Here is a 26902-nt window from a genome sequence, read left to right as displayed (position 1 = left end):
GGGCAGGGCAGGGCAGGGCAGGGTCACGGTGCGCGGCGCAAGTGCTCGGCCGTGAGTGCGGCCATCTCCTCGTCGGAGAGCTCGTCGAGTTGCTTAGCCTCGTGCCGGTCGGTGCGGTTCCAGCGCAGGAACAGGATGATCAGCACCGGGATATCCGCGACCTCCGCGATGAACCAGAGGAAGTCACCGGACAAGTGCTGGTCCCAGAGCGGCGAAGGGAACCAGGCCGGGAACGACCCGACCAGCGCGGGGGCCCCGTCGAGCACGGTCTCGTTGAGACGCAGCAGGATGCCGGGGATGGCATCCATCACGAGTTCGACGAACGCGAGCATGAACTCGGCGGTGATGAAGAGGCTGGTGCGGATGAGGGCGTGGTCGGTGATCGGCAGCACCATCAGCAGTCCGACCAGCGGAACGAGCAGCGTCAGGCTCCCCTCCGCCGCGGGATTGCTCCGCAGCACGAAGGCGAACGGGGTCAGGAAGACGAGGAACGCGGCGATCGCGAAGAGTGGGGCGAAGACGGCGTTGCCGACCAGCCGCACGAACCAGGACCCGAGCACGGCGTTCACCCCGCGCAGCGCCCGCCCCGCGAGCGCCGCCCGGGCAAGCTCGACGGGTCGACCGAGGCTCAACAGCGCCGGGACCACGAAGAGCAGGAGCGCGATCCGGGTGGTGAACGCCCACCGCAGGTCGACGCTCCAGGCGCCGAGGAAGCCGAAGGACACCCACGCCCAGGAGCCGAGCCCGAGCACGAAGAAGCCGAGGGTCGGGAGGAGCGGCCAGGCGGTCCCCCGGCGACCGGCGGCGCGGATGCCGAGGAGATAGAGCGCGGCGGCGACAAGGATGCCCGCGCCGGCGACCGGATCGAACGAGGCGGTGCCGAGGAAGTCGAGGAAGGAAGGCGTGAGCGACCATTCTGGCTGATGCGCGCCGGGAAGTCCGGTGCCCGTCCCATTATGCGTCTTCTCCCTCTCGCGAGAGCGCACTTAAGGCCCTTTAAACCTCGGGTTTAAAGGGCCAAAACTCCGCTCTCGCGGAGGGGGCGGCGCGAATGTGCCGGACGGATGGTTGACGCGGGCGACTAAACCGGTATAGGTTTGCCTAAACCGGTTCAGAAGACGCACGAACGGGTGCTATCGATGAGGAGGCACGATGAGTGAGCCCAAGGTGACCATCGCCGACGTGGCCCGCGAGGCCGGCGTCAGCAAGGGCCTCGTGTCCTTCGCCCTCAACGACCGGCCCGGCGTCTCCGCCGAAAGTCGCATCCGCATCCTCGAGATCGCCGAGCGGCTCGGCTGGACCCCCTCTCTTCGCGCCAGGTCGCTCTCCACCCGGCGCTCCTTCGCGCTCGGCCTCGTGATCGCCCGCGACCCTGAAGTCCTCGGCTCCGACCCGTTCTTCCCCTCGTTCATCGCCGGCGTCGAGACCGTCCTCGCCCCGCAGGGCCTCGCCCTCGTGCTGAGCGTCGTCCCCGACGAGAAGACGGAGATGCGCACCTACCGGTCACTCGTCTCCGACGGCCGCGTCGACGGGGTCTTCCTGAGTGACCTCCGGCACAACGACCCGCGCATCCCGCTGCTGCAGGAACTCGGCCTTCCCGCCGTCACCCTCGGCCGGCCGGATACCCAGAGCCCCTTCCCGTGCATCTCGGTCGACGACACCCCCGGCGTCGCCGAAACCGTGCGCTACCTCATCTCCCTCGGCCACCGCCGCATCGCCCACGTCGCCGGCAGCCCGGCACTCCTGCATGGCAGCCGCCGCCGGGCCGCCTTCGACAATGCCCTCAGCGAGGCGGGGCTCCCGGCCGGCCAGTCCATCGAGACCGACTTCTCCGTCGCAGCGGGGGCGGATGCCGCCCGCAGGCTCCTGACCCAGGCCTCGCCGCCCACGGCGATCGTGTTCGCCAACGACCCGATGGCCATCGCCGGCCTCGGTGTCGCGCACGAACTCGGCCTGCGCGTACCGGACGACGTCTCGATCACGGGCTTCGACGACATCGACTTCACCCGGTATGTCTTCCCGGCGCTCACCACGGTGCGCACCGCCCCGAGCGACTGGGGCCGGGCCGCCGGCCGAACCCTTCTCGACCTCATGGCGCTCGGCACGGCACCCGACGTCGATCTTCCGGCCGGCCGTCTCGTCATCCGCGGCTCCGCCGGTACCCCACTGCGGCCCTAGCTGCCGCACGACCCCCACTCCCCCTCCGATCCGCTACCGCACGCACCGCACCTTCCGATCCTGCACCGGCCTCGCGTCCGACGCAGTCGTCCCGCATGCCCTGCCCCTGCATGCAGCACCACCCGAAACACACCCGAGGCAGAGCTGCCGCGGGGAATGAATGGAGAAACCATGCACAGCACAGCACGAACCCGGCGAGTCCTCGCCGCGACCGCGGCATCGGCCGCCGTCATCCTCGCCCTCGGCGCCTGCTCGTCAGGCGGCGGCGCGGCGGGAGCGGCCACGACTGCCCACGGCCCGATCACGATCTGGTACTCGAACAACGCGACGGAGATCGCCTGGGGCAAGCAGATGGTGACCGCCTGGAACGCCGACCACCCGAACGAAACCGTCACCGCGCAGGAGATCCCAGCCGGCAAGAGCAGCGAGGAAGTCATCGGCGCCGCCATCACGGCAGGAAACGCACCGTGCCTCGTGTACAACACGGCCCCCGTTGCGGTTCCGCAATTCCAGAAGCAGGGCGGCCTCGTCGACCTGAGCAGCTTCTCCGACGGCGACGCCTACATCAAGGCCCGCTCGGGAGACACCGCCGCCCAGTACGAGTCCACCGACGGCAAGTTCTACCAGATGCCCTGGAAGTCCAACCCCGTGATGATCTTCTACAACAAGGACATGTTCGCCAAGGCCGGGCTCGACCCGGAGAACCCGAAGCTCGCCACGTACGACGAGTTCCTGACCGCCTCCCGCGCCCTGGTCTCCAGCGGGGCCGCGGCGAACGCGATCTACCCGTCCCCGACGAGTGAGTTCTACCAGAGCTGGTTCGACTTCTACCCGCTGTACGCCGCCGAGACCGGGGGCAAGCGGCTCGTCGAAGACGGCAAGGCGACGTTCACCGGCGACGAGGGCGCCAAGGTCGCCGAGTTCTGGAAGACCATGTACACCGAGGGACTCGCGAACAAGGAGGCTCTACCAGGGCGACTCCTTCGCAGACGGCAAGGCCGCGATGTCGATCGTGGGACCGTGGGCGGTTCCGGTGTACAAGGACAAGGTCAACTGGGGCGCCGTTCCAGTGCCGACGAGCGCAGGAACATCCGCTGACAAGACCTACACGTTCAGTGACGCGAAGAACGTCGGCATGTACACCGCGTGCAAGAACCAGGGCACCGCCTGGGATGTGCTGAAGTTCTCGACGAGCAAGGCGCAGGACGGCCAGCTGCTCAGCCTGACCGGCCAGATGCCGATCCGCTCTGACCTCACCACCACGTACCCGGACTACTTCGCCGCGAACCCGGCCTACGTCGCCTTCGGCGACCAGGCCGCGCGCACCGTCGAGGTGCCGAACGTGTCCAACTCGGTCGAGGTATGGCAGACCTTCCGGGATGCCTACTCCAAGTCGGTCATCTTCGGCCAGGGCGACATCGCCTCCACCCTGGGCGGCGCGGCAGACAAGATCAACACCCTGGTCTCGAGCAAGTAGCACCTCGTGACCGTCACCGCATCGCGGACCTCGTCCGCCGGGAGCCCCAACCGGGCTCCCGGCGGGCGGGCCACCCGGCGCCGCCCGTGGCTGGGCCGGAACCCGATCGGGCTCCTGCTCAGCGCTCCCTACCTCGTCTTCGTGATCGCCGTCTTCGCGTACCCGCTCGTCTTCGCGGTGTACATGGCCTTCCACGACTACTTCTTCGCCGCCCCCGGCGCCCAGGTCGACCGGCCGTTCGTTGGCCTCGACAACTTCCAGGAGGTGCTCTCCGACCCGGCCGTGATCCGCTCCTTCGGGAACGTCGGCATCTTCCTGCTGATCAACGTGCCGCTCACCGTCGTGCTCTCGCTCGTCCTCGCGACGGCACTCAACAAGGCCGTGCGCGGCCGCACCTTCCTGCGGGTCGCGTACTACGTGCCATACGTCACCGCGAGCGTCGCGGTCGTCGGCGTGTGGCTCTTCCTCTTCAGCGGCGGCGGCCTCGTCAACCAGATCCTCGGCCCGCTCGCCCCCGACCCGTCCTGGCTGATCAGCCCGACCTGGGCGATGCCCACGATCGCCCTGTTCGTGACCTGGAAGCAGCTCGGCTTCTACATCCTGCTGTACCTCGCCGCGCTGCAAAGCGTGTCGACCGAGCTCTACGAGGCCGCTTCGACAGACGGTGCCGGTGCGATCCGCAAGTTCTTCTCCGTCACGATCCCCGGGGTGCGCCCGGCGACGGTGCTCGTGCTGCTGCTCTCCACCGTGACGGGAGCGAACCTCTTCACCGAGCCGTACCTCCTCACCGGCGGCGGCGGCCCGAACGGGGCGTCGACCTCACCCGTGCTGCTGATGTACCAGAAGGGCATCGAGCAGGGGAACCCCGACACCGCGTCCGCGATCGGCATCATCCTGGTGATCGGCGTGCTCATCCTCGCCTTCATCCAGCGCAAGGTCGCCGGAGGTGACGAATCATGAGTGAGCGCACACCAGGCACGAGCACAGGTACGATCAGCACGCGCGCACCAGGAAGGCGCACGACCAGCGGCATGAGCCGCGGACAGAACATCCTCCGCGGCGTCGTGCTCACCATCGGAGCCGTGGCGTTCCTGTTCCCGTTCTACTACATGATCGTCGGCTCCCTCCAGAAGTCGCCGGACACCTCCATCGCGGGAGCATTCCCGAACCCGGCCAATCTGACCCTCGAGAACTACGCGGACATCAACAGCCGGGTCAACCTGATGCAGACCCTGCTCAACTCGGGCATCTTCACCGGCGGCGTGATCCTTGGCACCCTGGTCTTCGGGGTGCTCGTCGGCTACGCGCTCGCCCAGCTGCAGTGGCGCGGCCGCGGGATCACCTTCGCGCTCGTGTTGCTCGTGCAGGTCGTTCCGTTCCAGCTCCTGATGATCCCGCTCTACGTGATGATCGCGCGGGACTACGGCCTCGCCGACAACTACCTCGGGATGATCCTGCCGTTCGCGATCAACTCGACGGCGGTGATCATCTTCCGGCAGTACTTCCTCCAGGTCCCCCGCGAGCTCTTCGACGCGGCCAGGATCGATGGGGCAGGCGAGGTCGTGCTCCTCTGGCGGATCGCCCTCCCGCTCGTGCGCCCCGCCCTGCTCACCGTCGTGCTGCTGACCTTCATCGGCCCGTGGAACGAATTCCTCTGGCCGTTCCTGGTCACCAAGCCGGCCTCGATGCAGCCCCTCGCGGTTGCCCTCGCCAACTACATCAGCACCGTCGCGGCCTCCGCGGCGAATCCCTTCGGAGCGGTCCTCGCCGGCGCCTGCGTGCTCGCCGGCCCGGCCGTCATCCTCTTCATCCTCTTCCAACGACACTTCGTCTCGACCGACATCGGTTCAGGCGTGAAAGGCTAGTCATGCGCGATTCCACTGCAGCATCCCCCATCCGTTCGTCCGCCCCCTCCCCGGGGAACGTTCCGCACGCCGCCGCCCGGCAGCGGATGCCCGGCGCGGCATTCCCGTATCGCCTCACCCGGATGGGCGTCGTCATGACGCCGGAACCGGGCAATGCGCAAGAGGCGGAGGGCGTGCTCAACCCCGGCTCCGGGCACACGCCAGACGGCACCCTGTACCTGCTGCCGCGCCTCGTCGCGACCGGCAACGTCTCCCGGGTCGGACTCGCCCGCGTGGTCATCACCGACGGAGTGCCGACGGGCGTCGAGCGCGAGGGAGTCGTACTCGAACCCGACCAGGGCTGGGAACGCGGCGCCCACAATGCCGGCGTCGAAGACCCGCGCGTCACCTTCGTCCCGCGGCTCGGCCTGCACGTGATGACCTACGTCGCCTACGGGCCGCTCGGCCCGCGCACGGCCCTCGCGGTCTCCTCCGACCTCCGCGGCTGGCGCAGGCTCGGCCCGGTGCTCTTCGCCTTCGACGAAGCCCTCGACATGGACCTCAACCTCTTCCACAACAAGGACACCGTCTTCTTCCCCGAGCCCGTCACCGGCCCGAATGGTGTGGAGTCCTTCGCGGTGCTGCACCGCCCGATGTGGGACCTCGGCGAGGTCAAGCCGGGTGAAGGCATCCGCGTGCCCGCCGGGGTCACCGACACCAGGCAGAGCATCTGGATCAGCTACGTGCCGGTCGAGGACGTGCTCGCCGACGTGACGAAGCTCGCGTTCTGGAGCGGCCACCGCTTCCTCGCCGGGCCCGAGTTCGCCTTCGAGGAACTCAAGATCGGCGGCGGCCCCGCTCCGTTGCGGGTACCGGAGGGCTGGCTGCTGCTGCACCACGGCGTCACGGGCGTGATCGACGGCGCGTTCTCACAGCAGCAGAAGGTGAACTACGCGGCGGGGGCGATGATCCTCGACGCGGACGACCCGACCATCATCCTGCAACGCACGAGCGAACCGCTCCTGAAGGCCGAAACGCCGGACGAGCTCAGTGGCATCGTGCCGAACGTGGTCTTCCCGACCGCGATCGAGGAGATCGACGGCCAGAAGTACGTCTTCTACGGGATGGCCGACTCGAAGATCGGCGTCGCCCGCCTGGACCGCACCACCCTGGACCCGACTGACGGATAGTTCCGGAACCCCCCGTTCGGAACATCCGCCCAGTTGCGGAAAGAGCACCTTCGTCGACTCGGCGAAGGTGCTCTTTCCGTGATTCACGGGTGGATACCGCGAATCGGGCCCCGAGAGACCGGCCCGGCCCGTCAGGTCGCAAGCTCGTCCAGGAACCCGACGATGGCGACCAGGGCCGCAGCCTCATCGCTTCCGTCGGCGAGGATCTCGATCTCCGCACCCCGCTCGACGCCGAGTGCCAGGATCGCGACGATGCTGCCGAGGCTCGCGGTCCGGGCGCCGTGCTTCAGGAAGAGGCTGCTCTCGAATCGGCCGGCCTCACGGTGCAACCCGTGCGCGATCGCCGCGTGGATCCCCTGCGGGATGCGCACCGTCGCGCTCACTGACCTCATGACCGATCGTCCTAGTCTTCGATGGTGATGACGCTGCCGACGCTCAACTTCGGCGGCGTGGCCGTCTCCACATAGACGGACCCGTGCATTTTCGCGTTCGTCGCCCCGTTGAAGACGACCGTGATGTGGCCGAGCCCGTCGAGGTTCTGCCGGGCGACCTCCCCGACGGCGGTGATCGTGTATGACTCGTCGTCGAGGCGGAGCGACTGACCGGCGACAATGGCGCCCGTCGACGCCGTGACGTCGACGATGTAGCAATAGTCCTTGAGCGCGTCCGGTGCGCCCTGCCCGAACAGGATGAACATTCCCTCGTCAAGGAAGGAGTCGACGGCGTCACCGATTTCCCCGACGACGGTGTGATAGATGACTGGCATGACGACTTCTTTCGGTTGTGCGAACGGATGCTGTTTCGTGAGCCGGCGGGGCCCCGCAGGTGCGGGACCCCGCTGCGATGATTCTTAGACGTAGAGTCCGATGCTGGCCAGCCAGGCCAGGGCGACCCGGGGTGCTCCGGTGAAGAAGCGGGAGTACAGCACGGACGGGACGCCGACTTCCACGGTTTTGGGTTCCGCTTCGGCCAGTCCGAGGCCGACCGGGATGAAGTCGCAGGCGTTCTGGGTGTTGATGGCGAAGAGCGCGGGGAGGGCGAGGCTCGGGGAAATGTTGCCCTTGCCGATCTCGACGCCGATCAGGGTGCCGATGACCTGCCCGATGACGCCGCCGGGGCCGAGCAACGGCGACAGGAACGGCAGCGAGCAGATGAAGCCGAGCAGGATCAGGCCCAGGCCGCTGCCGGCGAGGGGGCGAGGAAACCGGAGAACCAGTTTCCGAACCCCGAGCCCTGGATGATTCCGATCAGCATCGCGACGAAGGCCATGAAGGGAATGATCGTGTTGATCATGGTCTGCACGGAGTCACGCGCGGCCTGGTAGAAGGTGTTGACCACCTTGCCGGCGCCGAGGCCGATCTTCTGCACGAACGACTGATTCGGTCGCTGGGCGAGGGTCTCCGAGATCTTCTTGTCCGTCGAGTACGTGTAGGTGCGCGCCGCGGGCTCAGCGCCGACCTCCGGGGCGGCTTCGTTCGTCGCCGAGAGGCTTCGCACCTGCGCCGGGCCGACCGCGGAGACGTAGATGTCTTCCTTGATGTACTGCATCAGGGGGCCCGAGCGGCCGGTCGGCATGATGTTGATCGTCGGAATGTGCTTCTTCGGATAGATCCCGCAGCGCAGCGTCCCGCCGCAGTCGATGACGACCGCGAAGGTCTCGTCGTCCGGCACCGAGGTCTTGAAACCGTTGACGGGGATGGCCCCGGTCAGTTCCACGATCTTGTCGACAACGTCGGGCTTCGCACCGCCGCCGGTGATGTATACGAGCTTGTTCTTGGTTTCGGTGGGGGTGACCGTGAGCGGGCCGCCGAACCCGCCGCTGCCCTTGGTAATCACGACTCCGTGATATTCGACCATGATCGTTCTTCCTAACCCATCGCCATGACGGAGCTATCTTGCGTGCGGACTGTCTTGCTGAGGATGACGCCCTGCTGCTTCATCACGATCGCCGTGGTGAGGTCGGTGACCCAGCCGCAGAGGAAGTTGAGCACGAGGCCGACCAGGAGATAACGGATCGCGAGCGGTCCGGCATCGAGGCCGAGCTTCTGCACACCGGCGGCGACGCCGAGCCAGATGAACAGTTCACCCGGGTTGATGTGCGGGAAGATGCCGTTGCTGGTGTGGCAGAAGAATGCTGCACTTGCGAAATAGCTGGGCTTGTAGCGCTCCGGCATGAAACGCCCGAGCGAGTGCACCATCGGGTTGGCCAGGAGGAACGACCCGACGAAGGGAAGCACCATGTACCGCATCAGCGGGTTGCCGCCGGCCTTGCTCGCGAACCGGTTGACCCGGTCCTCTCCGATCAGCCGGATCAGCGAGTTCATTGCGACGAGCAGTAGTAGCACCACCGGAACGATCGTCTGCATCCAGCTGATGAACGTGGCCGCGCCGGTTTGGAACAGCCCAATGAAAAGCTGTGCGCCTTGCACGAGGAATCCAAGAATATCCACAGCTCACTCCTTTCTTTTCGTGAAGAGGGACGAGACCCGGGTCGCCAGTTTGCCCAATGGGCTCTCCGGTTCCGCGACCGTCCCCCCTGCCCTGATCGTGATGTAGTTCTCACGTGCGTTGTCGGTCGCCTTGCGAACGCTTTTCGGCTGCTGCCGACAGTCGTTCGCGGAGGTCGTCCGAATGTTCTTGCCCTCGAAGCCGGGAAGGACCCGGAACTTCGAGAAGACGGTGACGCCGGAGATCCTCCGGCTGTCCAGGATGTCGCCGGCGTCGTCGACGCAATGCATCACGATCGCACCGGAGGAGAACGCCCCCTTCTTGATGCCGATCGCGACCTTGCCCTTGCGCCGCAGCTCGCCGTATGCGGAGGTGAAGCTCTTCATCTGCACCCAGGCGAACGCCATCTGCAGTACGTAGGCGGCGGCAAGCGCCACCAGGATCGGCCAGAAATTCATCGCGGCTCTCCGTCCGGTTTGTGACTCAGGGATGGCGTTCTCGCCATGTGGAAGAAGAACTCCTCGTAGCTCGCGAGCTGCGAGATCAGGTCGAGTTCGGCGTGATCGCCGGCGAGGCGGATGACCTCGTCATAGATCCTGACGAGGAGGGTGTCGTCATAGTCGGTCTTGGCCGGCAGGGCCAGCAGGAAGATGACCCGTTCCCCCGGCTCACCGCTCGCGCGGGGAACGACGCCCAGTGCGAAGACGACGCGGTTGCCGAGCGCGTTCCCCAGGTGCGGAAACCCCACGTAGTCGTCGAGCAGCATCGTCGATTGCGCCTCGCGGTCGTCGAGGCGGTCCTGGAATCCCGCGTCCACGACGCCCTCGGCGAGGAGCCGGCCGACCATGAACGCGGTGTTCTCCCGATAGCTCTTCTCCGGTGGGAGGCGAAAGAAGCGGGTGCGGTCGAGCAGGGAGACCAGGATGCTGTCGGCACCGGCGGCGAGGGAAACGTCGACGTCCGTGTCGTAGCGGAGCCGGGTGAGCCTGCCGAGGATTTCCCGGTTGTCGAAGAATTCGCTGAGTTCGATGATGGGGGTGCTCGTCACGAGTTCCGACCAGGCCGTGGTCACGACGAGGTCGAAGCCGTCGAGAACGGCAGGCACGGCCGCGTCGAGCGCGAGGATCTGAAACTCGGTCTTGCCGGACATGACCTTCTGGAGCTGGACCTGGATCAGCCGGGCCGAGACGATTCCGGCGGTCGAGACGATGGCGACCCGGTAACGCGGCTCACGGTGGACCTGCTGTTCTTCGAGGAAGACCTGGAAGTAGGAGGCGATGAATCCGAGTTCATCGTCGACGACTCTCAGGCTGGTCTCCTGTTCGATGACCCGCCGGGCGATCCTGGCCATCAGGAACGCGACCGGGTACTCGCGCTCGATGTCGCCGAGGGAGACGTCCTTCACGTACACCTGGTATTTCATCCGGTTCTGCATGAAGGTGATGTGGTGCACGAACTCCTTCAGGAGCGCGTTGGCCGGCACATGGAGGTCCATCTCCGCGTCGATCCGGTCCAGGATCTTCTGGACGAGCACCTCGTTCTCGGTTCCGGAGGGAAACTGTTCGAGGGCACGCGAGTCCGTGGGGGTGCGCATGCCGGCGATCGGAAGTGCGAGGAAGATCGATTCGCCGGACGGTATCGACATCTGGATCCTCCGGCCGACGGCGTTGACGACCCCGTCGGCGAGCGTGAACGCCGGCGTGGTCGTGAGGGCCAGGTATCGTCCGGGCAGTGCGGTCAGCCCGTGCTCGGTGAGCACGCGGTCGATCATCACGGTGAACCAGCGCGTGAGCGATTCTGTCGTGGCGCCGTCCAGATGGTAGTCCGCCGCGGCATCCTCGATGATCTCGACGAACTCGTCATCGAGGGGGTAGTCGGCGTAGACGGCTTCGAACATGTTCTCGAGCACGAAGAGCCTCACCTGCAGTTCGTCGCCGACGAGCTCGATCCCAACGTTGGGGATCCCGGCGATCCGCAGCGCGTACGGGGCCAGGTGTGCCTTGAGCCTGCCGAGGTCTCCGATGACCGTGCTCCTGCCGACGCTCATCTCCTCGACGAGGTCGTCGATAAGGAGGGGGCCTGACTGCTGGACGAGCCGGCGGAAGATGTAGCCGTGCCGGTTGGACGGCAGGTTGAACGAATCGATCCGCTCGAAAAGCTCCTCGCGGATGCGGGAGAACCCGTCGCTGTCGATGATGAAGAGGCGATACCGGCCGGTGTCCAGTTCGATGGTCGCCGCTCCGGCGAGCGAGCGGTTGAGGTCGCGGATGTCGTTCATGATCGTCTTCGGGCCGACGCCGAAACGGCGGGCGAGAGAATCGTTCGATGCCGAGAGGCGGGTTTCCAGGTACCGGATGATGTGCGCCGGCCTGCTGAGTGTGCGACGGTTGTCCACGTTGACCTTCCGTCCAGGGGGAATTCAGCCCCTGGACTTTCCTCCGCTGATGTTGACGGTGGTGCCGGTGATGTAGGAGGCCCGGTCAGAGACCAGGTAGACAACGAGATTGGCGATATCGCTGAGTTTCCCGGGTCGTCCCAGCGGGATGACCTTCGAGTAGTCGGTCGTGAGTTGTTCGGGTTTGACGCCGCGCGTATAGGCGAGTGCCTCGTTATAGGCCGGCGACGTCAGCCCGGTCGGTTCGTTGATGCCGGGGGCGACGCCCACGACCCGGATGTTCTGCGCACCCAGTTCTTTCGCCCACGACCTGGTGAAGCCGTTGAGTGCGCTCTTGGTGGCCGAGTAGCAGCTCTGGCCGGTCGATCCCTCCATCCCTGCTTCGGAGGTGATGTTCACGATCGTACCTCCGCCGTTCCTCAGCAGGGCCTTGGTCGCTGCCTGGGTCGCGAGGTAGGCGCCTTTGACGTTGACGCCGAACATCAGGTCGAAGTCGTGTTCGTTGAGCTCGTACTCCGGGCGTTCCTGCTTGCCGTCGACGAGCATCCGTGGCATGCTGATGCCCGCGTTGTTGACGAGCGCGTCGAGGTGGCCGTATTCCGCGACGACCGTTGCGACCATGTCGCTGACGCTCGCCGCGTTCGTCACGTCGCACGCGACGTTGAGGATGCCGGTCGCGGGGTCGATTCCGGTTGTGACACTGAGGTCGCTCACGGCGACCTTCGCGCCCACCCGGACGAGTTCCGCGCTGATGTCCCTGCCGATGCCGGAGGCGCCGCCCGTGACGATGACGACTCTTCCTTCGAGTCCGAGCCAGGTGTTCGGCATGTATGTCTCCCTTGATCGCGTATCTGCTGTGCTGCGTTCTTGGGTTGAACACTATGGGCGGCCTCGCCACAAATTAATACGGCCTTTTTCCGGCAAGAGGAAAGCCGCCGCCCGCGGGTCATCGGGGCGTCACGATGCGTTCCGGTGCACGGCGCTTGAGTTACGGAAAGAGCACCTTCGTCGACTCGACGAAGGTGCTCTTTCCGTAACTCAGGCGCGGATGCCGTGGCTACAGGGGCGGCAATGGCGGGTGCGGGACGGGTGACGCGGTCGGGGTCGGCGTCGGTGTTGCTGCTGGCGTTGCTGTTGCTGTTGCTGTTGCTGTTGGCGTCGGCGTCGCTCCAGCGGGGGTCGCAACAGGCCGAGGGCCGCCTTGAGGTGTGCTTCTGCCGCCTCGGCGTCCTCGTCGGTGAGGCTCCCGTTCCGGCTTGCGGAGAGGTTCGCCTCGATGACCGCGCGAAGGACCTCGTCGCGCTGGATCTTGACGCCGCGCGGGGCGTCGACGCCGATGCGGATGCTGTCGCCGCGCACATCGAGGACGGTGATGACGATGTCATCGCCGATGAGGATTTTCTCCCCCGGCTTGCGCGTGAGAACCAGCATCATGCCAGCCTAGCGCGGGCATCGGGCGCGTCAGGGAGGCGGGCTGCGGGACGTCCGAGCGTCGCGGAGACCGCGGGCACCCCGTCGACCCAGCCGATCGGAATGCCCAGTTCATCGACGGTTTCCGGAGATGATGTCGTCGTGGATCCGACGACGGCGACCGCGTCGATCGCGAGCACGGCGGCGACCAGTCCGACCCAGGAGACCGTGTCAGAGGGCTTGCGGCCGGCATCCACCACGACCCAGGTCTGGTCGGCGCCGACCATCAGCAGGTCGCCGCCGAGGTATTCGCGGTCCCCCGGGGTCTCTCCGATACCGAAGGCGAGGAAGCAGGTGCGCCCGCGGGCGACTCCCCCGGCGCGCGCAGCGAGGGCGGAGCGCCGGTCATCGACCCGACGAGCGCCCTCGGACACCACGGAGCCGGCCACTAGTACCTCGGCGGCCCCGTCCATCGCGGCCATCATCCCCGCGATGCGAAGGGTCTCCGCCGGTGAGCCGACGAGGACGATGAGGTCGCCGGGGCGCGTCAACGCCCGCGGCACTGCGACCTGTCCCGCGTGTCGCGGCACCGGATGCCCGGCACGGGCCGACAGGGCCGCCGGCCGCCGGTACCTCCCCGCGTCCCACGGCGCACCGGCCTCGGTCACGAGGCCGGACGGCCCCGGTTCGCCGACGGGCCCGGGCAAGCCTTCGGAAGTTCGCTCGGGAACCGGCTCGGACACGGCGAACGTGAGTTCGTCCATCAGCTGGGCGAAGCCCGCGGAGCCGGTCGAGAGCAGCGGGGTCTGGATGGAGGCTCGGGGGCTCCCGAGGGCTCCCGGATCATCGGCCCCGTCGGCGTCCTCGAGAAGGGCGAGGATCCCGAGCCGCGCCGCGCGTCCGGGCAGCGCGGTCCCGGTCCCGGTCCTGTCACCGTCGCCCGGTTCGTCGCGCTCGAGCGGTACCATCCGCACCGGCTGGGCGTGCGCCGCCCGGCGGCGCCGCTCGGGCACTTCGACCGTGACCTCGTAGTGGCGGCGGGCGAAGAAGCCGCGGATGCCGCCGACCGTGACCCGTTCGGCGGAGACGATGCGGGCATCCGCCCCGTGTTCGGCGAGGATGCGTGCCTTGAGTTCAGGAAGCGTCGGACCGTCAAGCTGAAATCGTTTCGGTTCCACGGACCACCCCCACGGTCTCGATGGCGACGTTCGCGGAGGTGACCTCGAGGTAGGACAGCACCGGGAGCCCGCCGGTCTGCGCGGAGACGAGCCGGTGGATCGCCGGGCGGAGGGCAGGGGCGCAGACGAGCACGGCGGTCAGCCCGCTCGCCTCCACGGTTGCGAGCGAGGCCTTGAGCGAGCCCAGGATCGCGTCGATCCTTGCGGGTTCGAGCATGATCTGGGTGCCCTGCTCCGAGGCGCGCATGCCTTCGAGCAGGGACTGCTCGAGGCCGGGCTCGATCATGATCACGCGGAGCAGTCCGTCGTCGAGGTACTGGGCGGCCAACGCCGGGCCGAGGCCCTGCCTGGCGGCCTCGATCAGTCCCTCCGGGTCGGTCGATGCCTTCGCCCGGAGCGAGAGCGCCTCGTAGATCCGGGAGAGGTCGTTGATCGGGATCTGCTCCATCAGGAGGCCCTGAAGCACCCGCTGCACCTCGGCAAGGGAGAGCATGCCGGGGATCAGGTCGTCGACGGCGGCCGGGTTGACCTGCTTGACGCCGTCGGTCAGCACGCGCACGTCCTCCCGGGTGAGCAGCCGCGCCGCATTCCCGGTGACGATCGAGGAGAGGTGGGTCACGAGCACGGAGACCCGGTCGATGACGGTCGCCCCGGCCATCTCCGCACTGTGCCGCATCTCGCTCGGCACCCATTTGCCGGCGAGGCCGAAGACCGGCTCGACGGTCGCGGTGCCCGGCAGGCCTTCGAGGTTGTCACCGAGGGCGAGCACCTTGCCGGACGGCGCGAGCCCGCGGCCGGCCTCGACGCCCGCGATGCGGATGACGTAGGTCGCAGAGGGCAATTCGACGCTGTCGCGGGTGCGGACCGGAGGAACGACGACGCCGAGGTCGATCGCGATCTTGCGGCGCAGGGCGCGCACCCGGGCGAGCAGGTCGTCCTGGGCGCCGGAGACGAGGTCGACGAGGTCCGACGCGAGCAGGATCTCGAGGGCGTGCACCCGCATCGACTCGATCAGGTCCTCCGGCGTGTCCGAGCGCACGGGGGCCCGTTCGGCGAGGGCGGCGGACTCCTGCCTGACCTGCTCCCGTGCCTCGCTCGCCTTGATCCGCTGGGCGACGAGAAGCAGGCTCGCCCCGGCGACCACGAACGGGAGGATCGGCATGCCCGGGATGAGCGCCATCAGCAGGGCGGCGCCGCCGGCGATCATGAGCGCGTTGCGGGACTGGGTGAGCCTGCGCCGACGCGGTGGCCCCGATGTCGGACTCGGCGTTGGACCGGGTCACGATCATGCCGGTCGAGACGGCCATCAGGAGGGCCGGGATCTGGGTGACGAGCCCGTCACCGATGGTCAGCAGCGAATACGTGCTCATCGCATCCGTGATCGACATACCGCGCTGGATCATCCCGATGCCGATGCCGCCGACGAGGTTGATGATGATGATGATGATTCCGGCGATCGCGTCACCCTTGACGAACTTCGAGGCGCCGTCCATCGCGCCGTAGAAGTCGGCCTCCGCGGAGACCTCCGCCCGGCGCTCCCTGGCCTGGGTGTCGGTGATCAGGCCGGCGTTGAGGTCGGCGTCGATCGCCATCTGCTTGCCGGGCATGGCGTCGAGGGTGAACCGGGCGCCCACCTCGGCGACCCGCTCGGCGCCCTTGGTGACGACGACGAACTGGATCACGACGAGGATCAGGAAGATGACGGCGCCGATGATGATCGACCCGCCGACGGCGACCTGGCCGAACGAGGCGATCACCTGTCCTGCGTAGCCGTCGCCGAGCACCAGGCGGGTGGATGCGACGTTGAGGCCTAGCCGGAACAGGGTCGCCACGAGGAGGAGGGACGGGAACACCGAGAAGTCGAGCGGCTTCTTGACGAACATGGTCGTGAGGAGCACCACGAGGCCGAGCAGGATGTTGACGATGATCAGCATGTCGAGCAGCACGGCGGGGACCGGGACGACGAGGAGCAGGATGATGCCGACCACGCCGATCGGGACGGCGAGCCTGGCGAGGGTGGTCTTCATCGGGAACCTCCGGTGGAGTGAGCGGCGGAGTGAGCGGCGGAGTGGGAGGCAGAGTCGGCGGCGGAGCGGGAGGGGGCGCGCGCGGCCGGGCCGGCTCCGGCTCCGGCGAATGCCGTCGGAATGGCGTGGGCGGACGGCGTGAGGGTGTGTACTCCGGCGTCCTCGCCGTAGCCCGTCGTGTAGCCGGAGCCGGAGGCCCCGCCGCGGGTCTTAAGCGCGAGCACGAACGCGAGCACGCGGGCGACGGCGTTGTAGAGCTCGACCGGGATCTCGTCGCCGAGCTTGCAGGCGCTGTGGAGTGCACGGGCGAGCGGGATGTCGCGCACGATCGGCACCCCGTCGCTCGCCGCCTGCTCGCGGATGCGCAGGGCGATGACGCCTGCCCCCGTCGCGACGACCCTCGGAGCGGACTTGCCCGGCTCGTAGCGGAGGGCGACGGCGAAGTGGGTCGGGTTGACGAGCACGACGTCGGCGGTCGACACGGATGCGATCATCCGGTTCCGGCTCATGGCGAGCTGCCGGGAGCGGCGCTGCGACTTGATCCGGGGGTCGCCTTCCGAGCTCTTGTTCTCGTCGGTGACCTCTTTCTTGGTCATCCGGGTGCGTTTGCGGTTGCGGCGCATCACCACGAAGACGTCGGCGGCGGCGAGCACAAGGCCGGAGACGACGGCCGCCTGCACGAGCGAGCCTGCGCCTCCCCCTGCCGCGTCGATCAAGGCGGCGACCGGGAGACCGCCCGCGGTCATCAGGATCGGGGCGAGCCCCTGGATCACCAGGGTCAACACGACACCGACCGCCGCGGTCTTCAGCAGCGCCTTGACACCCTGCCAGACCGCCTGGCCGCCGAAGGTGCGGCCGAGCCCGGTGACGAGGTTGAACTGGTCGTACTTGCCCTCGAGTTTCTTGAGGTGCACGCCGCCCTGGGCAGCTGCGCCGATGAGGACGACGGCGAACACGGTCGCGAGCATCGGGGTCAGGGTTCCGGCCAGAGAGGAGAACGCGTCCCCCATGAGTTGTTCGGCGAGTTCGGGGCTCGGATTCGCGACGATCGCGTGCAGCGCGTCGAGCTGGCTGGCGCCGGCCTGGGACCCAAGGCTGATCGTGACCGGCGCGAGGGCGGCGGCGGCGCCGATGCCGATCCACGCGGTGAGGTCCTGCGACTTGGAGAGCTGGCCCTTGGCACGGACCTCCTTCATCCGTTTGTCGGTGGCCTGCTCGGTCTTTTCGCCGGAGTCCGACATCTACTTCACCCCGAGCATGGTTGTCACGGCGGTGTCGGTGAGGGCGGACACGATGCGAGGGAGCGCGACGAAGGCGCTCGCCCCGAGCGTGAGGGTGATCAGGATCTTGAGCGGGAAGCCGAGGGCGAAGGCGTTGAGCGCGGGCGCGACCCGGGTGAGCAGGCCGAGGCCGGCATCAGCCAGGAAGAGGACGACGATGAGCGGGCCGGCGATCTGCACGGCGGAGAGCAGCAACTGGCCGACGGCGTTCGTTGCGGCCTGGACCGGGGCGGCGAGGTCCATTCCGCCGCCGATCGGGATGGCCGTGAAGCTCCGGGCCAGGCCACCGATGATGAGCTGGTAGCCGCCAGAGGCGAAGAGGAGCGCGATGGCGGTCATCTGGTAGAGCCGGGTGAACATGGCGCCGTTGACCATCGCCTGCGGGTCGAAGCCCTGGGCGAGCTGGAATCCGCCGAATTGGTCGATCAGGTTGCCCGCCGATTGCACGGCGGAGAACACGATCAGAACCAGGAAACCGAGCATGCCGCCGACGACGATTTCGAGCAGGAGCGCGAGGATGAAGCCGCCGGTGTCCGGGGACACGTAGCCGGGGGTGACGACGGGCGAAACGGCGAGGGCGAGCCCGAGGGAGAGCATGCCCTTGATCCGGAGCGGGAACGCGTTGTAGGAGAACGGCGGGGCGATCACGAGGAAGGCGATCAGTCGCACCCCGGCGAGCATGACGGCCTCGATCCAGGTGAAGTCGAGGGTGATGTTCATCAGCCGCCGCCGATGAGCGTCGGGATCTTGTCGAAGAGGGCTGTCGTGAACGAGACGATCTCGGAGATCATCCAGTGCCCGCAGATGAGCAGGGCGATGCAGACGGCGATCGCCTTAGGCACGAAGGAGAGCGTCACCTCCTGGATCTGCGTGATCGACTGCAGCAGGGAGATGGCGAAACCGACGACGAGCGCGGTGATCAGGATCGGCGCGGAGAGCTTGCCCGCGACGATGATCGCCTGCATGCCGATGTCGAGAATGGCGTTGGAATCCATCAGCCACCCCGATAACTCGTGATGAGGGTTGTGATGATCAGTCCCCAGCCGTCGACGAGCACGAACAGCAGGATCTTGAACGGGAGCGAGATCATCACCGGCGGCAGCATCATCATGCCCATCGACATCAGTGCCGCGGAGACGACGATGTCGATGACGAGGAACGGGATGAAGATGACGAAGCCGATGATGAAGGCCGCCCGCAGGCTCGGAGATCATGAACGCCGGGATCAGGGTGAGCAGGGACACGGCGTCGCGGCTCACCGGGTTGGCCTGGTCGGCGGCCCTGGTCATCAGGGCGAGGTCTTCCTCGCGGGTGTGGGCGAGCATGAAGGTGCGCAGCGGCGCCGAGCCGATCGTGACCGCGTCATCGAAGGAGAGCGTGCCGTTCAGGTAGGGCTGCAGGGCGTGGTTGTTGATGTCGGTCAGCACGGGCGCCATGATGAACAGCGACAGGAACAGGGCGAGTCCCGCGAGCACCTGGTTCGGTGGGATCGACGGGAGCGCGAGGGCGTTGCGCGTCATCGCGAGCACCACGAAGATCTTGGTGAAGCTCGTCATCATCAGCAGGAGCGCCGGGGCGACCGACAGCAGGGTGATCCCGATCAGGGTCACGATCGCCGAAGACGGCGACCCGTCCGGGCCGTTGATGTCGACGCTGAGGCCGGTGCCTGTGGCGGGCGTCGGGGTGCTCGGCGCCACCGGGTCCACAGGGGCGACCGGGGCGAGCGTCGCCGCGTGGCCCGCGCTCGTGGCGAGCAGCACGATGGACAGGACGATGACGAGCACGAGTGCCGCGATCACGAGGAGCCTGGTGGAGCGCACCCGGTCCGCACGGCGGAGGGCGTCGGAGCGCGAGGCACGGAGCCCGGGCGGGCCGGGGCGCAGGGCGCGGGTGTTCACCGTCCCTGCCGGAGTGCCGCGGCAGTCTGCTGCCACGTCGCCGGCGAGAGGATCGATCCGGCGAGGCGGTTCGGCCGGGAGCACGAGCCCGGTCCCGACTCGGCGCGCACGGCCGACTCTGCGGCGCGGGTGCCCCGGTCGTGCCGGGGCCGGAAAGTGAGCGGGGCGGGAAGCACCTCTTCATCGGCCGCGACGCTCGCCGCGGGCTCGTACGCGCCCGCGGTAGCCGTCGCGGTGATCCCTGCGGAGAGTCTCGTCGTCGTGTCCGCGTCCGCCGCGTGCAGTGTGGTGGCGAAGCTCTCCGCCGGGCTCGGCGCGTCGTGCAGCACGGTGACCGACTGCTCGGTCACGCCGAGCACGAAGCGCCGGCCCTCGACGTCGACGACGACGACGGATGCCTTCTGGCCGAGCCCCTGCCGGCCGACGACCGACACGAGGCTGGCCTTCGGGCCGCGACGGGTGCCCTTCTGCATGCGGCGCTGGAGGACCCAGAGGAGTCCGACCACAACAGCGAGGGAGAGCGCGACGCGGAGGGCGACGAGAAGGGTGTCCACCTAGCTCAGGCCTTCGGCGACATCGAGGATCTGGGTGATCCGCACGGCGTAGTCCTGGTCGACGACGACGATCTCGCCGTGGGCGATCAGGCGGCCGTTCAGGAGGATGTCCGCAGGGGCTCCCGCGGAACGGTCGAGCTCGATCACGGCGCCGGGTTCGAGGGCGAGCACGTCGCGCACGGACATCCGGGTGCGGCCGATCTCAACGGTCAGGGCCATTTCGACGCTGTTGATCCGGCCGAGCTTGCCGGCGACGGACGGTCGGTCGGCGCGCGGGATGCCGGAGCCTGCGCCGTTCTCACGAAGGCGGATCGCGAACCAGGCGCTCACGACGCCCTCGCTCGCGAGCTCGAAAACGCTCGTGTCGGCATCCGCGAACAGGGCCGTGACGTCTTCGAGGCGGGAGGCGCCGAGCACGCCGATGCCGAGCACCGTCGCGGCGCTGTCGAGGGCAGGCCGCAGGACGTCGAGGCTCGAAAAAGGCGCCGTTGCCGGCTGCGGCGTCGAGCGAGTGCGGGTCGGTCAGGACGATCGCGAGGTCGGCGCTCGTGACGCCGACGAAGGATGCGACGACGCCGGCGCCGAGGCGTCCGGCAAGGGCTCCTCCGGAGCACGGGGTCGCCTGCAGGCGGGTGGGCGTTGGCAGGACCGCGAGCAGGGCCTCGACGAGATTGCGGATGGTGGTCGTGGCAGGGCTCATGGGGACAGTTCCTCGGTGTCGGTGACGATGCAGGCCAGGCGGGAGCCGTTGGATCCGACGGCGGCCCTGGCCAGGGTGCGCCCGTCGACGACGAGGTCGAGCGGGCGATGCCTGGAGTGCGGGACGGGCAACAGGTCACCGACGGCAAGGCCGAGGATGACGCTGGGAAGCACCCGGATCGGGCTGAGCTGCAGGGACAGGTCGACGGGAACCCAGGCGAGCTGGGCGTGCAGTTTCTCCTGCTGTTCCTCGGCGGTGATGACCGGGATCGACTCCCCGAGCTGGGGAAGCAGGGTCTCGGCGGGCAGCGCAAGAGTGGCGGTCGAGGTGGTCTCACCGACCCGCATCGAGAACGTCGCGACGATGACGAGGTCGCTCGTGGCCGCGGCCTGGGCGAACTGGGAGTTGTACTGGATGCCGCCGAAGGAGATGGGCAGGACGAGCAGCGTTCCCAGGGAGTACCGCAGGTCCTCGAGGGCATCCTCCATCAGGCGCCGCACGAGGGCGAGCTCGATCTGAGTGAAGGTGCGCTCGGGAAGCAGAGGAACCTCGCTGCCGCCGAGCATGTGGCTCACCCAGGACAGGGCCGCCGCGGTCGGGAACTGGATCACGGCCTTGGCTGTCAGGCTTCCGATCGGGCACAGCACCATCGCGGTCGACGACGGCAAGGAGCCTCGCGTATTCGTCGTAGCTGCGCATCAGGACGTGTTCGCAGGTGACCTGGGACATCACGCGAACCTTGGCGGTCAGCTGGGTGCCCCACTGGCGGGCGAAGGTCTCGAAGGCGAGTTCAAGAACGCGCGAGTGTTCGCGCGCGAGGGTCGTCGGACGACGGAAGTCGTACACCTCGACCGGGCGCGCGGGCGCTGCGGGCACGCCAATGCTCTTCTGTTCCTGGACCGTCACGACTGCAACTATCGGCCGGTGAATCCGGCCGGTAAGCAGCTCGAGGGGAATCCGTGCGAAATTCTGGGCGGGGTGCCTGCTGCCGTTCGCGGGATGCCGGACGGTTGTCCGCGACTAGGGTCCGGCCGCCTGCCCGGCGAGGATCGACGGGATCAGCGCGCGGACCGCATCCGGTTCGCTCGAGAGCAGGACGACGTCGACGCGGCGATTCTGCGCCATCGCATCGAGGGAGTCCGCCATCGTGACCGAACGCGTCGAGCCGTAGCCGATCGCGGAGATCCGCTCCCCCGCGACGCCGCCGACCTCGACGAGCCTGCGCAGCACGCTCGTCGCCCTGGCTGAGGAGAGTTCCCAGTCGGTCGCATAGTTCACGGTCACGCCGTGCCGGTCGGCGTGGCCTTCGACCGTGACCTCGCGCTTGTCCGCGCTAAGAATGGGCGACATCGCGTCGATGACGGCCGTCGCCTTCGGGCTCAGGGTGGCAAGGTTGGGGGCGAAGAACGCGTCGGTGCCGACGAGCCCGATGGTCAGGCCGCGGGCGTCGATCGTGAACTGCACGATCGAGTCGATTCCCTGCGCGGTGACGGCGGCCTTCAGGGCCGCCTGCACCGAGGAGAGGTCGGCGACTTCCTGGGTGGCGATCTGGAGGTCGGTGAGGGCGGGAGTCGGTGCCGGGGTCGCTGTGGATGACGACGTCGCTGTCGCCGCTGGCGTCGCCGTTGCTGTCGCGGCCGACGTCGAGGTCGCGCTCGCCGTCCCGAGGTCCTTCGCGGCCGGGTCGTTGGCGTTGGCGTTGGCGGCCGAGACGACAACCCCGGTGGCCGTGTCGATCTTGCCGACGTCGACAGCCCCGAATCCCGTCGCGAGGGAATTCTTGAGCTGAAAGAACTTTTGCGAATCAACCGAAGACATCGCGAACAGCACGATGAACATGCACATCAGCACGGTGACCATGTCCATGTACGACGCCATCCAGCGTTCGTCGACGTGCTCGACGTGCTCCTCCTCCAGGCCGCGACCTCGGCCGCGCCCGCGGCCCCCGCCGTGCCCGCCGCCGGCACTCATGCTGCCTCGGACAGCGACTTGTCGGCTTTGTCTGCCTTGTCCGCCTTGGCGGCCTTCTTTGTCGGCGCGTTCGGCACCATGGCCCGGAGGCGTTCGCCGAGGAGCCGCGGCTGGCTGCCTGCCTGGACGGCGAGAGCGCCCTCCATCAGGAGGGTCATCCGTTCGACCTCGATGTCGGAGAGCCGCTTCAGGCGGTTGCCGATCGGAAGCCAGATGAAGTTCGCCGAGACGAGCCCCCACAACGTCGCGACGAATGCGGCGGCGATCATCGGCCCGAGGGTCGAGGGAGTGTCGAGGTTTTCGAGGACGTGGGTGAGCGAGATGACGGTTCCGATGATGCCGACCGTCGGGGCGTAGCCTCCGAGGGTCACGAAGAACTTCGAGGCGTTCCGGCTGAGTTTCGTCGCGGTCGAGAGCTCGTCCTCGAGCAGGATCCGCAGACTCGTCTCCGTCGGTACCGTCGGCGATGTTCTGCAACGCCGTGCGGAGGAACGGGTCGTCGATCGCGTCGGCCTCCTGCTCGAGCGCGAGGAGACCTGCGCTACGAGCCTTTTCGGCGAGCACGACGATCTGGTCGATGACGTCCTGGGGCGGGGTGGTCTTGCCCTTGAACGCGCTGGGAAGGGCCTTGAACGCGTTGAGGGCGTCACTGATGGTTCCGCCGGCGATGCCGACGGCGATCGTGGCACCGAAGACGAGGATCATCGGCGCCGGCAGCAGGATGGAAGAGATCGACGATCCCTCGATCGTGATCATGGCGACCATCGAGCCGAAGGCGAGGGCGATCCCGATCAGGGTTGCCGGATCCATCAGAGCCTCCGCGGGCGCTGCCCGCTGCCCGGTTCGAGTTCGTCTTCGATCGCGTGCGGTCCCATCGGGATCTCCAGGGATCGGGCACCGGACCGGTAGTCGCGGTCGTCGGTGAGGGAGGCGAGCGAGATCACGTGGGCCCGGAACCGGGCGATCTTCTCGATGATCTCGTCAAGGGTCTCGATGACGATGAACTTCGCCCCGTCGACCATGACCAGGGTCGTGTCGGGGCTGGCGTGAATGCGTTCGATCAGGTCGGGGTTGATCGCAAATTGGCTGTCGTTCAGCCGTGTCACAACGATCATGGGCCCGTCCCTGTTTCTCGACGGCCACACCGACCGTCAGGCACCACTGTCGGTCGCCGTGGGCCGAAGGTTAGCTCGGGGTATGTGCGGGCAGGCGGATGCCGCGTGCCGGGCCCGCGATGGACCCGGCGCTGGTCGCACCTGCTCTGACGGGACTACCGCTTGAGGTTCGTCAGCTCGGTCAGGACCTCGTCGGAGGTCGTGATGATTCGGGCGTTGGCCTGGAAGCCGCGCTGGGCGACGATGAGGTTCGTGAACTCCTGGGAGAGGTCGACGTTCGACATCTCGAGGGACCCGCTCGTCAGGGTGCCCATTCCGGCGGAGCCGGGCGCACCGAGGGCTGCCGCGCCCGAGTTGAAGGTCGACCGGTATTCGGAGCCGCCGGCCTTCTCGAGGCCGCCCGGGTTCGTGAAGGTGGCGAGGGCGATCCGGCCGATGGACTCCTGCTTTCCGTTGCTGAACAGTCCGACGAGGGTGCCGTCCTTGCCGAGGGTGAACGAGGTGAGCGACCCGGCCGCGTTGCCGTCGGTGCTCGTAGCGGTGACCGTGGTCAGACCGGAGAAGCCCTCGAGCTTCGAGAGATCGACTGCGACCCCGCCGACCGTGAGCGAGTTGCCCGTGCTGCTCAGGACACCGTCGGTGAAGGTCAGGACCGGGGCGGGAGTCGTCGTCGAAGCGGGCACGGATGCGACTGTCCACGCGGCCGGGGACCCCAGGGCCGCGTTGTTCGTGAAGGTCAGGGAGACCTGGCTTGCGGTTCCGCTCGCGTCGTAGGACGTGAACTCGCGGCTCAGGACCGTGTCCTTGGCCGCATCAGAGGGCAGGTTTCCGGTGACGCTCGCCGTCGCAGACGCCTTCGCCCCGATGACGGCCTGGAGCGGCAGGGTGATGTTTCCCGTCGCCCCGCCCTGGTTGATCACGCCGTCGACCGCGTTCCAGCCCTGCACGATCGCGCCGGAGGGCGACACGAGCCGGCCCTGGGCGTCGAAGTCGAAGTTGCCGGCGCGGGTGAAGAGCGTCTCGCCACCCTGTTTGGTCACGAAGAAACCGTCGCCGGAGATCATCACGTCGGTCGCGCGACCGGTCGCCTGCGAGGAGCCCTGGGCGAAGTTCGTGGAGATGCCGGCGACCTGCACGCCGAGGCCGACCTGGGCGGGGTTGGTTCCACCGACCGTGGCCTGGGGCGAACCGGCACCCTGGGTCAGCTGGGACAGGGTGTCCTGGAACTGGGTGGAGGACGACTTGAATGCCGTCGTGTTGACGTTGGCGATGTTGTTCGCGGTGACGTCAAGCATCGTCTGGTGTGCGCGAAGGCCGGAGATTCCGGAGTACAGGGAACGAAGCATGGGATGCTGCCTTTCGAAACGGTAACGGTGGAAAGTGTGTGGTGAATGGGACCCGGACGCGCCGGGCGTCAGGCCGTGGTGGTCGCTGGGGCAGGGGTGGTCGTGGTCGCCGGGGTCGTGACCCCGGAGATCGCGTCGAGCTTGACGCTCACTCCCCCGACCGTGACCTGCGGCACCGAACCTGCGTAGGACACGGCGGAGGCGACTCCCGTGACCGAGGTGCCTGAGGCATCCGTGTATGTCACGTTCTGCCCGACCAGGGAGGCCGCCGCGATGCGCATCTGGAGCGAGAAGCTCTCGTCGGACGTCGTCGACAGGGCCGTGAGCTTTTCCATCATGGAGAGTTGCGTGGTCTGGCTGATCATCTGGTTCGAGTCCATCGGCGAACTCGGGTCCTGGTTCTTCAGCTGCGTGACGAGCAGCTTCATGAAGGCCTCGGAGTCGAGGGTCTGGCTCGGCGTTCGCGTGGCGGTCGACGCGCTGTACACGCCGGCGGTCGCGGCCGCGGCGCCCGTCGCTCCGGCTGCCGAGGCGGCCACGATGGCTTCGATCGTCATGGGTTCTCTCTTCTCGTGCTTCTCGTGGTTCTCGTGGTTCTCGTGGTCGTGTTCTGGAACAGGTTCTGGACGGTCATCCGCCGGGCTGTCACTCAGGCCAGCACATCGACGGAGGGGCGGTAGCCGAGCGGTTCGTCCCGGTACGTCGGTCGGACCGTCGTGCCGGACTCCCGGGCGTCGCCCGGTTGATCGGGTGCCCGTGCAGATCCGGGATCCGCACTCGTCCGGTCCTCCTGCCGGCCGGGGGCGCCGAAGGCACCGGAGCCGCCCGCGCGGGAGTCGTCGGGCTGGGAGTTGCCGGACAGGTCGAGCCGCGTGTCCGTGCCGCCCTGGGCGAGATCGCGGCGCAGTTCGGGCAGGATCGCGCGCAGCGCATCCCGAGCGAGGTCGGTCGGGGCGAACAGTTCCACCCGGATCGAGCTGCCGCCGATGTGCGCCCGCACGGTCACGGGGCCCAGGTTGTCGGGGTTCACGGTGATCGTCATCGCGTGTTCGCCGTTTGCTGCCCCGATCAGGCTTGCGAGGCCGCGGCCGACCTGGCCGGCCAGCGGAAGGTCGGCCAGCTGTGCCGCGCCCGACGTTGCGGTCGAGGCTCCGGCAGCGGATGCCGACGTGACGGCCGTACTCGCAGCGACCGTGTGAAGCGCGGTCTGAAATGCAGCGCCCGCGGAAGCCGGATCGATCGTGGCCGTTGCGGCGGACGCGGTGCCCGTGGTCGCAGCCGCTGCCGTGGCCGCTGCTGAACCGAAGGCGGCGCCGGAGTCGGCGACCACTCCCCCGAGGGAGCCGCCAGAGCCGGGGTTGCCCGAGCCGGAAGTGTCCGAGCTGGCATTCGCCGAACCGCGGCTGTCCGCGCCGTGGGTGTCCGAGCCGGCGCTGGTCGAGTCCGTGGTGACCGCCGCGGCGGCTCCCGAGTCGAGGGGGGCCGTGGCTGGTAGGCCTGAGTTCGTGTCGCCCGGTGCGCCAGCGGCCCGGGTTGCTGCGACGGCCGCCCGGCCGGCCAGGTCCATGAGGCCGGTGGCCGACGACCCGGAACCAGGCGCGGCGGTCGCCGGACCGGTCGCTGTACCGGTCGGGACGGCCTGACCGCTCGTTGTGTCCGTTCCGTCGGTGCCCGCACCGGGGGTGGTGCCGTGGGAGGCGCCGGGGGTGTCGCTGCCAGGGGTACCGGTGCCGGCGATCGGGCCGGCCGCTGAGCCGGTCGCGAGGTTTCCGGGGACGCCGGCCGGTGAGGTGGTTTCCGCCACGGCCACGGCTGCGGTCGCCGAGACTCCCTCGGCCGTCACGTTCCCGGTCTGGATATCCGAGGATGATCCACCCGCCTGTGCGCCGTC

The 26902-nt window shown here is 67.9% G+C and carries 29 protein-coding genes and 4 pseudogenes; 6 read left to right on the top strand and 27 right to left on the bottom strand.

What is annotated here, in order from left to right; genetic code table 11:
• Positions 1 to 23: 23 nt before the first annotated feature.
• Positions 24 to 986: a cytochrome c oxidase assembly protein gene (locus KIV56_RS00505; protein WP_281534750.1), complete on the bottom strand. Its 963-nt coding sequence runs from the start codon at positions 984 to 986 to the stop codon at positions 24 to 26.
• Between the two features lie 166 nt (positions 987 to 1152).
• Here KIV56_RS00505 and KIV56_RS00500 point away from each other — a divergent pair, with 166 nt between their 5' ends.
• The 6 genes from KIV56_RS00500 (at position 1153) to KIV56_RS00480 (ending at position 6689) form a co-directional block, all read left to right on the top strand.
• Entirely contained in the window at positions 1153 to 2178 is a 1026-nt protein-coding gene (locus KIV56_RS00500; protein WP_281534749.1) for a LacI family DNA-binding transcriptional regulator, read from the top strand.
• A gap of 171 nt (positions 2179 to 2349) precedes the next feature.
• Positions 2350 to 3276, top strand: a complete 927-nt coding sequence (locus KIV56_RS00495; RefSeq protein WP_348648439.1) for an ABC transporter substrate-binding protein — start codon at positions 2350 to 2352, stop codon at positions 3274 to 3276.
• Positions 3212 to 3655 (top strand): hypothetical protein, encoded by a 444-nt coding sequence (locus KIV56_RS19315; protein WP_348648438.1) that lies wholly within the window; start codon positions 3212 to 3214, stop codon positions 3653 to 3655. The genes KIV56_RS00495 and KIV56_RS19315 overlap by 65 nt, the downstream gene beginning before the upstream one ends.
• Before the next feature lie 6 nt (positions 3656 to 3661).
• Positions 3662 to 4615: a carbohydrate ABC transporter permease gene (locus KIV56_RS00490; protein ID WP_432432581.1), complete on the top strand. Its 954-nt coding sequence runs from the start codon at positions 3662 to 3664 to the stop codon at positions 4613 to 4615.
• 71 nt (positions 4616 to 4686) lie between these two features.
• Positions 4687 to 5520 carry a carbohydrate ABC transporter permease gene (locus KIV56_RS00485; protein ID WP_281534748.1) on the top strand — a complete coding sequence of 278 codons (834 nt, stop codon included), beginning with the start codon at positions 4687 to 4689 and terminating at the stop codon, positions 5518 to 5520.
• Positions 5521 to 5606: 86 nt separating this feature from the next.
• Positions 5607 to 6689, top strand: a complete 1083-nt coding sequence (locus tag KIV56_RS00480; protein WP_281536235.1) for a glycoside hydrolase family 130 protein — start codon at positions 5607 to 5609, stop codon at positions 6687 to 6689.
• 131 nt (positions 6690 to 6820) lie between these two features.
• On the opposite strand, the gene KIV56_RS00475 is transcribed toward KIV56_RS00480, so the two are convergent.
• The 26 genes and pseudogenes from KIV56_RS00475 to KIV56_RS00350 all read right to left on the bottom strand — a co-directional run bounded on the left by KIV56_RS00475 (position 6821) and on the right by KIV56_RS00350 (position 26854).
• Complete coding sequence (locus KIV56_RS00475) at positions 6821 to 7081, bottom strand: HPr family phosphocarrier protein (RefSeq protein WP_281534747.1); 261 nt, start codon at positions 7079 to 7081, stop codon at positions 6821 to 6823.
• Between the two features lie 11 nt (positions 7082 to 7092).
• Positions 7093 to 7455 (bottom strand): PTS glucitol/sorbitol transporter subunit IIA, encoded by a 363-nt coding sequence (locus tag KIV56_RS00470; protein ID WP_281534746.1) that lies wholly within the window; start codon positions 7453 to 7455, stop codon positions 7093 to 7095.
• 84 nt (positions 7456 to 7539) lie between these two features.
• On the bottom strand, positions 7540 to 7815 hold the full coding sequence (locus KIV56_RS00465) for a hypothetical protein (RefSeq protein ID WP_281534745.1): 276 nt from the start codon (positions 7813 to 7815) through the stop codon (positions 7540 to 7542).
• Positions 7816 to 7856: 41 nt separating this feature from the next.
• Positions 7857 to 8546, bottom strand: a complete 690-nt coding sequence (locus KIV56_RS00460; protein ID WP_281534744.1) for a hypothetical protein — start codon at positions 8544 to 8546, stop codon at positions 7857 to 7859.
• A gap of 11 nt (positions 8547 to 8557) precedes the next feature.
• Complete coding sequence (gene srlA / locus KIV56_RS00455) at positions 8558 to 9139, bottom strand: PTS glucitol/sorbitol transporter subunit IIC (RefSeq protein WP_281534743.1); 582 nt, start codon at positions 9137 to 9139, stop codon at positions 8558 to 8560.
• A 3-nt stretch (positions 9140 to 9142) separates the two neighbouring features.
• The gene (locus KIV56_RS00450; RefSeq protein WP_281534742.1) at positions 9143 to 9595 is read right to left on the bottom strand and encodes a transcriptional regulator GutM; all 453 of its coding nucleotides are present in this window, start codon (positions 9593 to 9595) and stop codon (positions 9143 to 9145) included.
• Positions 9592 to 11532, bottom strand: coding sequence for a BglG family transcription antiterminator (locus KIV56_RS00445; RefSeq protein ID WP_281534741.1), 1941 nt, complete (start codon positions 11530 to 11532; stop codon positions 9592 to 9594). The genes KIV56_RS00450 and KIV56_RS00445 overlap by 4 nt, the downstream gene beginning before the upstream one ends.
• A 24-nt stretch (positions 11533 to 11556) precedes the next feature.
• Positions 11557 to 12360: a sorbitol-6-phosphate dehydrogenase subunit gene (locus KIV56_RS00440; protein WP_281534740.1), complete on the bottom strand. Its 804-nt coding sequence runs from the start codon at positions 12358 to 12360 to the stop codon at positions 11557 to 11559.
• 210 nt (positions 12361 to 12570) lie between these two features.
• Positions 12571 to 12966, bottom strand: coding sequence for a carbon storage regulator CsrA (gene csrA, locus KIV56_RS00435; RefSeq protein ID WP_281534739.1), 396 nt, complete (start codon positions 12964 to 12966; stop codon positions 12571 to 12573).
• Positions 12963 to 14120: a hypothetical protein gene (locus KIV56_RS00430; protein ID WP_281534738.1), complete on the bottom strand. Its 1158-nt coding sequence runs from the start codon at positions 14118 to 14120 to the stop codon at positions 12963 to 12965. Before KIV56_RS00430 ends, csrA begins: the two co-directional genes overlap by 4 nt.
• Positions 14095 to 16147 (bottom strand): annotated as a pseudogene (locus tag KIV56_RS00425) (flagellar biosynthesis protein FlhA). The gene KIV56_RS00430 and the pseudogene KIV56_RS00425 overlap by 26 nt, the downstream one beginning before the upstream one ends.
• Positions 16144 to 17388: an EscU/YscU/HrcU family type III secretion system export apparatus switch protein gene (locus KIV56_RS00420; protein ID WP_281534737.1), complete on the bottom strand. Its 1245-nt coding sequence runs from the start codon at positions 17386 to 17388 to the stop codon at positions 16144 to 16146. Before KIV56_RS00420 ends, KIV56_RS00425 begins: the two are co-directional and overlap by 4 nt.
• Complete coding sequence (locus KIV56_RS00415) at positions 17389 to 18147, bottom strand: flagellar biosynthetic protein FliR (protein WP_281534736.1); 759 nt, start codon at positions 18145 to 18147, stop codon at positions 17389 to 17391.
• A complete protein-coding gene (gene fliQ / locus KIV56_RS00410; protein ID WP_281534735.1) occupies positions 18147 to 18422 on the bottom strand; it encodes a flagellar biosynthesis protein FliQ in 276 nt (91 codons plus the stop codon). The genes KIV56_RS00415 and fliQ overlap by 1 nt, the downstream gene beginning before the upstream one ends.
• Positions 18422 to 19247 (bottom strand): annotated as a pseudogene (gene fliP, locus KIV56_RS00405) (flagellar type III secretion system pore protein FliP). Before fliP ends, fliQ begins: the two are co-directional and overlap by 1 nt.
• Before the next feature lie 74 nt (positions 19248 to 19321).
• Positions 19322 to 19879, bottom strand: a complete 558-nt coding sequence (gene fliO / locus KIV56_RS00400) for a flagellar biosynthetic protein FliO (protein ID WP_281534734.1) — start codon at positions 19877 to 19879, stop codon at positions 19322 to 19324.
• Positions 19880 to 20065 carry a FliM/FliN family flagellar motor switch protein gene (locus KIV56_RS00395; RefSeq protein ID WP_281536234.1) on the bottom strand — a complete coding sequence of 62 codons (186 nt, stop codon included), beginning with the start codon at positions 20063 to 20065 and terminating at the stop codon, positions 19880 to 19882.
• Between the two features lie 112 nt (positions 20066 to 20177).
• Complete coding sequence (locus tag KIV56_RS00390; protein WP_281534733.1) at positions 20178 to 20579, bottom strand: hypothetical protein; 402 nt, start codon at positions 20577 to 20579, stop codon at positions 20178 to 20180.
• Positions 20576 to 21229 carry a FliM/FliN family flagellar motor switch protein gene (locus tag KIV56_RS00385; protein WP_281534732.1) on the bottom strand — a complete coding sequence of 218 codons (654 nt, stop codon included), beginning with the start codon at positions 21227 to 21229 and terminating at the stop codon, positions 20576 to 20578. The genes KIV56_RS00390 and KIV56_RS00385 overlap by 4 nt, the downstream gene beginning before the upstream one ends.
• Positions 21230 to 21311: 82 nt before the next feature.
• A pseudogene (locus KIV56_RS00380) lies at positions 21312 to 21425 on the bottom strand (hypothetical protein); the annotation flags it as partial.
• A 174-nt stretch (positions 21426 to 21599) separates the two neighbouring features.
• Positions 21600 to 22550: an OmpA/MotB family protein gene (locus tag KIV56_RS00375; RefSeq protein ID WP_281534731.1), complete on the bottom strand. Its 951-nt coding sequence runs from the start codon at positions 22548 to 22550 to the stop codon at positions 21600 to 21602.
• Positions 22547 to 23360, bottom strand: a pseudogene (locus KIV56_RS00370) (motility protein A). The gene KIV56_RS00375 and the pseudogene KIV56_RS00370 overlap by 4 nt, the downstream one beginning before the upstream one ends.
• Positions 23360 to 23665 carry a flagellar FlbD family protein gene (locus KIV56_RS00365; protein ID WP_281534730.1) on the bottom strand — a complete coding sequence of 102 codons (306 nt, stop codon included), beginning with the start codon at positions 23663 to 23665 and terminating at the stop codon, positions 23360 to 23362. The pseudogene KIV56_RS00370 and the gene KIV56_RS00365 overlap by 1 nt, the downstream one beginning before the upstream one ends.
• A 155-nt stretch (positions 23666 to 23820) precedes the next feature.
• Positions 23821 to 25011: a flagellar hook protein FlgE gene (locus tag KIV56_RS00360; RefSeq protein ID WP_281534729.1), complete on the bottom strand. Its 1191-nt coding sequence runs from the start codon at positions 25009 to 25011 to the stop codon at positions 23821 to 23823.
• Between the two features lie 68 nt (positions 25012 to 25079).
• Entirely contained in the window at positions 25080 to 25568 is a 489-nt protein-coding gene (locus tag KIV56_RS00355) for a flagellar hook assembly protein FlgD (protein ID WP_281534728.1), read from the bottom strand.
• Positions 25569 to 25660: 92 nt separating this feature from the next.
• Positions 25661 to 26854, bottom strand: a complete 1194-nt coding sequence (locus KIV56_RS00350; RefSeq protein ID WP_281534727.1) for a flagellar hook-length control protein FliK — start codon at positions 26852 to 26854, stop codon at positions 25661 to 25663.
• Between the last annotated feature and the right edge of the window lie 48 nt (positions 26855 to 26902).

Origin of the sequence: Cryobacterium breve, from assembly GCF_027594785.1 — a bacterium.
Classification (GTDB): domain Bacteria; phylum Actinomycetota; class Actinomycetes; order Actinomycetales; family Microbacteriaceae; genus Cryobacterium; species Cryobacterium breve_A.
This window is presented reverse-complemented; position numbering and strand designations above follow the sequence as displayed.

Coding starts and splice junctions, on each gene's coding strand:
- KIV56_RS00500 (WP_281534749.1), top strand. CDS start 1,153: ATGAGTGAGCCCAAGGTGACCATCGCCGACGTGGCCCGCGAGGCCGGC.
- KIV56_RS00495 (WP_348648439.1), top strand. CDS start 2,350: ATGCACAGCACAGCACGAACCCGGCGAGTCCTCGCCGCGACCGCGGCA.
- KIV56_RS00485 (WP_281534748.1), top strand. CDS start 4,687: ATGAGCCGCGGACAGAACATCCTCCGCGGCGTCGTGCTCACCATCGGA.
- KIV56_RS00480 (WP_281536235.1), top strand. CDS start 5,607: ATGCCCGGCGCGGCATTCCCGTATCGCCTCACCCGGATGGGCGTCGTC.
- KIV56_RS00475 (WP_281534747.1), bottom strand. CDS start 7,081: ATGAGGTCAGTGAGCGCGACGGTGCGCATCCCGCAGGGGATCCACGCG.
- KIV56_RS00470 (WP_281534746.1), bottom strand. CDS start 7,455: ATGCCAGTCATCTATCACACCGTCGTCGGGGAAATCGGTGACGCCGTC.
- KIV56_RS00460 (WP_281534744.1), bottom strand. CDS start 8,546: ATGGTCGAATATCACGGAGTCGTGATTACCAAGGGCAGCGGCGGGTTC.
- KIV56_RS00450 (WP_281534742.1), bottom strand. CDS start 9,595: ATGAATTTCTGGCCGATCCTGGTGGCGCTTGCCGCCGCCTACGTACTG.
- KIV56_RS00440 (WP_281534740.1), bottom strand. CDS start 12,360: ATGCCGAACACCTGGCTCGGACTCGAAGGAAGAGTCGTCATCGTCACG.
- csrA (WP_281534739.1), bottom strand. CDS start 12,966: ATGATGCTGGTTCTCACGCGCAAGCCGGGGGAGAAAATCCTCATCGGC.
- KIV56_RS00420 (WP_281534737.1), bottom strand. CDS start 17,388: ATGTCGGACTCCGGCGAAAAGACCGAGCAGGCCACCGACAAACGGATG.
- KIV56_RS00415 (WP_281534736.1), bottom strand. CDS start 18,147: ATGAACATCACCCTCGACTTCACCTGGATCGAGGCCGTCATGCTCGCC.
- fliQ (WP_281534735.1), bottom strand. CDS start 18,422: ATGGATTCCAACGCCATTCTCGACATCGGCATGCAGGCGATCATCGTC.
- KIV56_RS00395 (WP_281536234.1), bottom strand. CDS start 20,065: ATGTCCGTGCGCGACGTGCTCGCCCTCGAACCCGGCGCCGTGATCGAG.
- KIV56_RS00390 (WP_281534733.1), bottom strand. CDS start 20,579: ATGAGCCCTGCCACGACCACCATCCGCAATCTCGTCGAGGCCCTGCTC.
- KIV56_RS00385 (WP_281534732.1), bottom strand. CDS start 21,229: ATGGTGCTGTGCCCGATCGGAAGCCTGACAGCCAAGGCCGTGATCCAG.
- KIV56_RS00375 (WP_281534731.1), bottom strand. CDS start 22,550: ATGAGTGCCGGCGGCGGGCACGGCGGGGGCCGCGGGCGCGGCCGAGGT.
- KIV56_RS00365 (WP_281534730.1), bottom strand. CDS start 23,665: ATGATCGTTGTGACACGGCTGAACGACAGCCAATTTGCGATCAACCCC.
- KIV56_RS00360 (WP_281534729.1), bottom strand. CDS start 25,011: ATGCTTCGTTCCCTGTACTCCGGAATCTCCGGCCTTCGCGCACACCAG.
- KIV56_RS00355 (WP_281534728.1), bottom strand. CDS start 25,568: ATGACGATCGAAGCCATCGTGGCCGCCTCGGCAGCCGGAGCGACGGGC.